The sequence below is a fragment of the Acinetobacter sp. YH12058 genome (assembly GCF_013419805.1).
GTDB lineage: Bacteria > Pseudomonadota > Gammaproteobacteria > Pseudomonadales > Moraxellaceae > Acinetobacter > Acinetobacter towneri.
In genome coordinates this window covers 170,716-177,496 of the sequence record NZ_VOZL01000004.1, presented here as the reverse complement: position 1 = coordinate 177,496, position 6,781 = coordinate 170,716, and the positions used below count along the sequence as shown (strand labels likewise).

Below are 6,781 nucleotides of genomic sequence, written 5' to 3'. Positions count from 1 at the left end.
TATGCCTCCTAAAGAGCCGTTGAAGACTACGACGTTGATAGGTTGGATGTGGAAGCATAGCGATATGTGAAGCTGACCAATACTAATTGCTCGTGAGGCTTGACTATACAACACCCAAACAGTTGGGATTGTATGCTCAATCGATTCAAATCCAATCAGTCAATTCAGACTGATCTTGATTTAGTTAACGCTAAACAATAAAATTCAGACCCAATACAGCCCAATCTGTTACAGATTCGGAAAACGCAGTGCATCACTATCGTGAGTAAGACCAATGCAAGTCTCCGTAAACAGTTGTGCTGGCGACCATAGCAAGAGTGAACCACCTGATCCCTTCCCGAACTCAGAAGTGAAACCTCTTCGCGCTGATGGTAGTGTGGGGTTACCCATGTGAGAGTAAGTCATCGCCAGCTCATTATTCTAAACACCCTCAACTAGCGTTGGGGGTGTTTTTTATGTGGAAAAGAAAATAAAGTTAGAAAAATAAAATTATAAAAAGAAAGGAAACATAAAAGTGAAGGCAAAATAAAACCATCAGATGATGATGGTTTTATTACGGCTTAGATAGAAGATTGATTTAAGCGAATAATTGAGTAACGGAACACCATAGAATTGCTAAAATCGCAATCGCAACGATAGGTTCTAGTACTTTAGACCAAGTGGGTACAATTGCTTCTACAGGCTCAATATTTTGATGATCATCGTGGGTATGTTGTTGTACCATTTGATTAAACTCCTTCATTGATGCCTCTAATGATAGCTCTTCTTGAGGAATTGGTTTAGAACCTTTTAACTCTATTAGATCGTTTGTTGACCAAACCCAATCATCCGCTTGACCAGATAAATGTTCAATTTGACCTAGCAATAATTCACCTAGACCTTTATTGCCAAAATTACCGGTTTGATCCAATTGCTTGAGCTCTGTGAGTTGTAAGGCTAAGACTTCACTAATATTCTGTTCAAGCTCAGTTTTGGAGAGAGGTGACTGATTGTGTGGAGATGTGGTGAGTCGACGTGCAATTTCCTGAATATATAATTCATCTTGATGATCAATTTCTTGATAAAGTTTTTGGTTGTCTTCTCGCCACAGACTGACCAGTTTGCCTAAGCTCAGCGCATTGATTTCTTGAATATATTGGTCGCGATCAACAGCATTATATTGTTTCAAAAGCGAGGGCTTTTGAAGTTTAATCTGCGCTGCAAAATATTGTACTAAATCAAAAGCCATTCACTACTCCATTGTTTTAATCTAATAATCTAAGGCTTGGTTTTTTCTTAGTTTGTTCGGTTTTTTCTTCAGTCTTTGATTCTAAAGCATCTTGATCATTTTGGATATGTGCATACTCACTTGGATCAAAGAATAAGCCTTGTCCATTCTCTCTTGCATAGATACCTACGACGGCATTCATAGGTACATATAAGTCGCGTGATACGCCACCAAAGCGTGCAGAGAAGGTGATTGCATCATTGCTCATGTGTAAGGCATGCACTGCATGTGGAACGATATTTAGAACAATCTGACCATCCTGAATAAATTGTTCAGGAACAAGCGTATTCGGCTGTGTAGCATCGACCAATAAATGTGGTGTGAGTTGGTTATCACAAATCCATTCATAAATTGCGCGGGCTAAATAAGGACGGGTTGGACTTAAATTGATTTCAGATTCAGACATAATATGCTCTTTAAGTATGAATTAAAAATTCTTGATAGCGATTTTTTTCTTGCAAAGTCATTGCTTGAGTGAAGGCAGGGCGTGAAAAAATCCGCTGACAATACAGGGAAATTGGACGACAGTGTTGTTGAGGTAATTCTATGCCCATGGCTTTTAGCCGTATAAATAAGGATGCCAGCATGCAATCTAAAATACTGAAATTTTCTGACATGAAATAAGGATAATGCTGAAATAATGGTGTCAGTGAAATGAGTGTATCACGTAATTTTTTTTGTGCAGCGCGCTGTGTTGTGTAATCTAAGCTATCAGGATGACGTAGCATCTGATCGGCAAGTTTGAACCAGTCTTGTTCAAAGCGCCAAATATATTGACGTTGTTCTGCACGTGGCATAGGTGCATCGGCATAAAGTTTATTTTGTCGATAACGATCATCCAGATATTCGGAAATAATCGCAGTATTAAAGAGTTTTAAATCGTTTTCTAGCAGCATTGGAAGTTGATTATACGGATTCAGGCTTGCGAGGTCTTCATCTTCATAATCGACCAAAATCAGTTGATATTTGATTTGTTTTTCGGCCAGAACGTAACGAATCCAATGTGAGCGAAAGTCGTCCGCATGACTGTAGAGGGTAATGCCTTGTAAGGGTGCGTTCTCGACTGACATAATCCGAAATAAAACCAAATGAATAGAATAGGATACTAAACTTAGCCACTAAAATCACCCAGCAAAGCTGATAAAAGTGTATGAGATATTTGTTGATTGGTTTTCAATTTTTGGACTGTATTGAATTTTGATTTTTGGTGTATGTGAATCCGAATTGTTTATCTGACTTAAAATGCTCAGCTCGTTGATTTGCATAAAAAAAAGCCTTGGAAAATCCAAGGCTTTTTTTGTGTCCGATTCGGTAAACGAATTAACGTTTAGAGAATTGTGGACGTTTACGAGCTTTACGTAAACCAAGTTTCTTACGTTCAACTTCACGAGCATCACGAGTAACGAAACCAGCTTGACGAAGAGCAGGTTTTAAAGTGTCGTCAGATGCGATCAATGCACGAGTAATACCGTGACGGATTGCACCAGCTTGACCACCAATACCACCACCAGCAACAGTGATGTAAAGGTCATATTTTTCAGTAGCTTCAAGAAGCTCTAATGGTTGACGTACGATCATACGAGCAGTTTCACGACCGAAATATTGCTCAAGAGTACGGTTGTTAATTACGAGTTTACCTGTACCAGCTGATAAGAAAACACGTGCAGTTGCGGTCTTACGGCGACCTGTACCATAGTTAGTAGCCATGTGCTGTATCCCTTAGATGTCCAAAACTTGTGGCTGTTGAGCTGTGTGAGGATGCTCAGCACCAGCGTACACTTTCATTTTCTTGATCATAGCATAACCAAGAGGACCTTTTGGCAACATGCCTTTTACAGCGCGTTGGAAGATTTCTTCTGGTTTGTGAGCAACTAATTTCTCGAAATTAGTTTCACGGATACCACCAGGGAAACCAGTGTGGCGATAGTATTTCTTGTCAAGTGATTTGTTACCAGTCACTTGAACTTGCTCAGCATTGATAACAACGATGTAGTCGCCAGTGTCAACGTGAGGAGTATAAGAAGTTTTGTGCTTACCGCGTAAACGACGAGCGATTTCTGTCGCAAGGCGACCTAGAGTTTTGCCAGAAGCATCAACAACGTACCAGTCGTGTTGAACTTCAGCTGGCTTAGCGCTGAGAGTTTTCATTAAACCACTACCTATTATAGTTGGTTTGGACTATGGAAGCTGTCCAAACAAAAAGGAGTCCGAATTCTACCTGAGAATGGGTAGAACTACAATGGAAAAGTCACATTTTAAGCGCTATATTTTATCAAGTTTGGTTATAAAAGCAAAATCACCTCTAGCGACCATTTCACGACAGTAAAAATCAGGTATTGATCTTCTTTATCTAGTGCTGTTTTAGCTTTTTCTGTATGGTCGCAGCAAATAATAATGATGAGGACGGATCACTATGTCTGATGATTTAGAACGCATCGCTACAACGACAAAAGCATTAACGACAGAAGCATTAAAGCCGCAACCAAATAAACTGCTAAAATTTATAGCAGGTTTTTTCATCACATTGATTGGTCTGTATGAACTGGCATTTTTGTTGGTAGGTGCAGCTTATGGTACTGATGTATTTGATTTTATCTTAATCTATTCTGTATTTATGCACATGACCTTGCTCCCTTTTATGCTATATGGCATTGGAGGCTTCATCATCTTGAGTCTATCCTGATCAAAACTATTTATAGGTTTGTTGTTATGCGCGGTCGTGATTGGCATTTCAGAGTGGGCGCATCAGATGGGCATCTTAGATAGCCGATTTAGATTAGATTGGAGATAAAACAATTTTGCTCAGGATGGCGCTATAATTCAGCTACACCTAGCTATAGTGGATGAAGCTGCATGCGCCCTTTATATGTCACCAGTGGTGAACCTGCAGGTATTGGACCTGATATTTGTTTAAGTCTGGCAAATCGACAAGATGAGCGTCCAATTGTTGTATTGGCAGATCATCAATTATTACAACAACGCACCGAAATTCTAAAGCAACAAGTCGAATTGATTGAATATTCAGGTCAGCAACAGCCTGCAGCGCTTGGGCAGTTATATGTTGAGCATGTGCCTTTGGCTGTAGATGTTGAGTTGGGGCATTTAAGTGCACAAAATGCAGCTTACGTTTTGGAGCAATTACGTCGCTCAGCTTCTTATGCAATGACAGGTAAGAGTGTGGGCGTGGCGACAGCACCCGTGCAAAAATCTATTATTAATGAAGCTGGTATTTCTTTTAGTGGGCACACTGAATATTATCAGGAGTTTGCAGGTGTTGCGCGTGTGGTGATGATGTTAGCCACCAAAACCTTACGCGTTGCCTTGACGACCACGCATTTACCTTTACGTGCCGTGGCAGATGCCATTACCAAAACACGTTTAGAACAAGTAATTGATATTTTGCTGCACGATCTAAAAAGCAAGTTTAAAATTGAACATCCTAAAGTATTGGTCTGTGGTTTGAACCCACATGCGGGCGAAGATGGGTATTTAGGCATGGAAGAAATTGAGGTGATTAATCCTGTGCTGCAAAATTACCGTAATCGCGGTGAAAATCTCAGTTTAAGTTTACCTGCAGATACTTTATTTACCCCAGAAAATTTAAAAGATACCGATGCAGTTTTAGCGATGTATCACGATCAGGGTTTACCTGTGTTAAAATCTCAGGGCTTTGGTGAAGCAATCAATATTACTTTAGGCTTACCGTTTATTCGCACTTCAGTCGATCACGGCACAGCGCTCTCCCTCGCAGGTACGGGACTTGCGAAAAGTTCTAGCTTGCATGTTGCTGTCGATTTAGCGCTGGATTTAGCACGTTCATAATTTCAGCTTGGAAATCTTTATGTATCAAATTAATGCCCTAAACCCAAAAGATGAAGGGCATCAGGCTCGTAAACGCTTTGGTCAAAACTTTTTGCATGATCAACGCGTGATTGCCAAAATTGTCCGCTCAGTGAACCCACGTCCAGGCGATAATATTGTCGAGATTGGACCGGGTTTAGCGGCATTGACCTCACCTTTAATTGGTGAGTGTGATGCCTTGACTGTAGTGGAGTTAGACCGTGATTTGGCTGCAGGCTTGCCAGGGCGTGTACCGCATCCCGAACGCTTGACTATTGTTGAAAGTGATGCCCTGAAATACGATTTTAGTGAATTATTTGCTGAAGGCCGTCCTTTACGTGTGGTCGGGAACTTGCCTTACAATATTTCGACTCCGTTATTGTTCCATCTCTTAGAATTTGGCGACAAAGTCAAAGACATGCACTTTATGCTGCAAAAAGAAGTGGTGGATCGTATTACCGCATCGCCAAACACCAAAGAATATGGGCGTTTGTCGGTGATGATGCAATATTACTGCAAGCCAACCTTCTTGTTTGAAGTGCCGCCTGGTGCATTTAACCCACCGCCTAAAGTGACTTCTGCTGTATTTCGCTTAGAACCCTATGCAACCAAACCAATTATTGCCAAAGATGAAAAGGCATTGGCACGTTTGGTGTCGCATGTTTTTACCCAGCGTCGTAAAACTTTACGTAATAGCTTAAAAGGCATGTTGGCTGAAGATGCATTTGAGCGTGCAGGGGTAGACCCAATGGCACGTCCTGAAACTTTAAGTTTGGAAGCATTTGTCGCATTGGCAGATCAAATGGTGAGTTAATGGCAGCAATTCGATACAACTATGTGATTGGCGATGTACAGGGCTGCTTTGAAGCCCTGAAACTGTTACTTAAAGAAATACAGTTTGACCCTGATCAGGATTTTATCTGGTTTGCTGGCGACTTGGTTGCACGTGGTGAAAACTCAATTGGTGCATTGCGCTTTATTAAAAAACTGGTCGATCGCGGCGTTGCAGCAACAGTTTTAGGCAATCACGATTTGACGCTGTTAGCAGGCGCACGTGGCTTAAAGAAAATTAAAGAGCAAGACAATACCCGCGATGTAATTGATGCGATTGACAGTGATGATTTAATTGACTGGCTACGCAAACAGCCTTTGTGTCTTTTTCCGAATGGAAATACGATTTTGACCCATGCAGGTATTCCCCATATTTGGAATGCTGCACAAACAGCAGCCTATGCTAAAGAAGTCGAAGCGGTCATTGGGCATGAAGATTTTGCTGTGGTGGATGCATTTTTTAAGGAAATGTATGGGGCAGAACCTACAGTTTGGTCGGATGATTTAACGGGACATGCGCGTTTACGTTGTATTACCAATTATTTGACCCGTATGCGTTTAGCCAATTTACAGGGTGGTTTGGAGTTCAGCTTTAAAGATGCCTTAGATGACCCGATGCCAGAAGGTTTTAAACCGTGGTTTGAATATCCATCTTTAGCTGCGCAAACACATCAAATCGTATTTGGTCATTGGGCGGCATTGCAAGGGAAAAGGGTAGCTGACAATATTCAAAATGTGGATGGCGGTTGTGTGTGGGGCAATCAGCTCATGGCGTATCGTTTGGAAGATAAGCAATTGTTTTCAGTGGATAATCCGCTGGCAGAATGGTAACAATACTTTATC

Annotated in this window: 9 protein-coding genes and 2 rRNA genes; 6 read left to right on the top strand and 5 right to left on the bottom strand. The window is 41.1% G+C overall.

What is annotated here, in order from left to right:
* Positions 1 to 107 (top strand): 23S ribosomal RNA (locus tag FTU09_RS04705); the annotation flags it as partial.
* A gap of 191 nt (positions 108 to 298) precedes the next feature.
* A 5S ribosomal RNA gene (gene rrf, locus FTU09_RS04700) occupies positions 299 to 413 on the top strand.
* Positions 414 to 577: 164 nt separating this feature from the next.
* Here the strand turns inward: rrf and FTU09_RS04695 are convergent.
* The 5 genes from FTU09_RS04695 to rplM form a co-directional block, all read right to left on the bottom strand.
* Positions 578 to 1,228 carry a hypothetical protein gene (locus FTU09_RS04695; RefSeq protein WP_004972488.1) on the bottom strand — a complete coding sequence of 217 codons (651 nt, stop codon included), beginning with the start codon at positions 1,226 to 1,228 and terminating at the stop codon, positions 578 to 580.
* 16 nt (positions 1,229 to 1,244) lie between these two features.
* The gene (locus FTU09_RS04690; RefSeq protein WP_004972487.1) at positions 1,245 to 1,673 is read right to left on the bottom strand and encodes a ClpXP protease specificity-enhancing factor; all 429 of its coding nucleotides are present in this window, start codon (positions 1,671 to 1,673) and stop codon (positions 1,245 to 1,247) included.
* A 10-nt stretch (positions 1,674 to 1,683) separates the two neighbouring features.
* A complete protein-coding gene (locus FTU09_RS04685; RefSeq protein WP_180079647.1) occupies positions 1,684 to 2,337 on the bottom strand; it encodes a glutathione S-transferase N-terminal domain-containing protein in 654 nt (217 codons plus the stop codon).
* Positions 2,338 to 2,587: 250 nt separating this feature from the next.
* Positions 2,588 to 2,974: a 30S ribosomal protein S9 gene (gene rpsI, locus FTU09_RS04680; RefSeq protein ID WP_004972483.1), complete on the bottom strand. Its 387-nt coding sequence runs from the start codon at positions 2,972 to 2,974 to the stop codon at positions 2,588 to 2,590.
* Between the two features lie 12 nt (positions 2,975 to 2,986).
* Positions 2,987 to 3,415, bottom strand: a complete 429-nt coding sequence (gene rplM, locus FTU09_RS04675) for a 50S ribosomal protein L13 (protein ID WP_004909012.1) — start codon at positions 3,413 to 3,415, stop codon at positions 2,987 to 2,989.
* Positions 3,416 to 3,680: 265 nt separating this feature from the next.
* Between rplM and FTU09_RS04670 the strand changes: the two genes are divergently transcribed.
* The 4 genes from FTU09_RS04670 to FTU09_RS04655 all read left to right on the top strand — a co-directional run bounded on the left by FTU09_RS04670 (position 3,681) and on the right by FTU09_RS04655 (position 6,769).
* A complete protein-coding gene (locus tag FTU09_RS04670) occupies positions 3,681 to 3,950 on the top strand; it encodes a hypothetical protein (RefSeq protein ID WP_180079645.1) in 270 nt (89 codons plus the stop codon).
* 170 nt (positions 3,951 to 4,120) lie between these two features.
* Positions 4,121 to 5,089 (top strand): 4-hydroxythreonine-4-phosphate dehydrogenase PdxA, encoded by a 969-nt coding sequence (gene pdxA / locus FTU09_RS04665; RefSeq protein WP_180079643.1) that lies wholly within the window; start codon positions 4,121 to 4,123, stop codon positions 5,087 to 5,089.
* A 19-nt stretch (positions 5,090 to 5,108) separates the two neighbouring features.
* Positions 5,109 to 5,921: a 16S rRNA (adenine(1518)-N(6)/adenine(1519)-N(6))-dimethyltransferase RsmA gene (gene rsmA, locus FTU09_RS04660; protein WP_180079641.1), complete on the top strand. Its 813-nt coding sequence runs from the start codon at positions 5,109 to 5,111 to the stop codon at positions 5,919 to 5,921.
* Entirely contained in the window at positions 5,921 to 6,769 is an 849-nt protein-coding gene (locus FTU09_RS04655; protein WP_180079639.1) for a symmetrical bis(5'-nucleosyl)-tetraphosphatase, read from the top strand. Before rsmA ends, FTU09_RS04655 begins: the two co-directional genes overlap by 1 nt.
* Positions 6,770 to 6,781 lie beyond the last annotated feature (12 nt).